The organism is Parabacteroides sp. AF39-10AC (assembly GCF_003635405.1).
Classification (GTDB): domain Bacteria; phylum Bacteroidota; class Bacteroidia; order Bacteroidales; family Tannerellaceae; genus Parabacteroides; species Parabacteroides distasonis.
In genome coordinates this window covers 1-772 of sequence record NZ_QTLP01000086.1, presented here as the reverse complement: position 1 = coordinate 772, position 772 = coordinate 1, and the positions used below count along the sequence as shown (strand labels likewise).

Genomic DNA, 772 nt, shown 5'->3' with positions numbered 1-772 from the left:
TATTCTTACTTTTGTTACATCATTCATATATGTACGCTATTTGTTGGTAATGGTTAGCAGGGAACGGCTCGTCCGTTATCCTGCGTTGTTATCAACCAGTTCTATACTCAATATTTATCTGCAACTTCAAATTCACCGATTGTTTGTGTGCAGATGTCAATGTACGGAATAGTCTTGACTATCTTGATGTTTTCAATGTCCTCACTTCCTCCCATAGCCAACAGTAGGGAATACCCGAAACATTCGTCATTGTCGGGAGTTCCGAGTTTCTCTTGTATTACAGGATAATTTTCTAAGTCAAACCAACCTTTCAAGAAACTTTGATTTACCATTACCTTATTAAAAATTGCACGAAGATTGGCAGGAAGTATTAAATATGTTCCGTATCTGACATTCAGATAAACAACGTAATTATTCAGTCTTGGGTTCTTTACATAGGCAAAGACATCGCCGAAAGCCGTACACATGAATGGCAGAAACGATTTGTCATCTTCCTTCTCATAACAGGAGTTTATCACATCTTGGTAATCGGACGGATTGATAAGCTTAAACAGCCCATTACAATAACTGCCCAGCCCGACTTCCTGCCATAAAGTATTCAGTTCGGGGTAGGACAAATCGGCGTATTTGGCAATAAAAGTATCATCTACTGCCTGCCTCTTATTATTGAGGCTCTTTTCTAAAAATTCTTCGTACATATTTATGCGCTTTATGGTTTATAATGGTTTGGAAAGGAACACCATTCAGGGGTTATCTTTCCTTGTTACCAATG

Annotated in this window: 1 protein-coding gene; it reads right to left on the bottom strand. The window is 38.3% G+C overall.

The genetic code is table 11. From position 1 onward, the window contains the following. Window positions 1-107: 107 nt before the first annotated feature. Window positions 108-698, bottom strand: a complete 591-nt coding sequence (locus DW033_RS24315; protein ID WP_032535959.1) for a T6SS immunity protein Tdi1 domain-containing protein — start codon at window positions 696-698, stop codon at window positions 108-110. Window positions 699-772 lie beyond the last annotated feature (74 nt).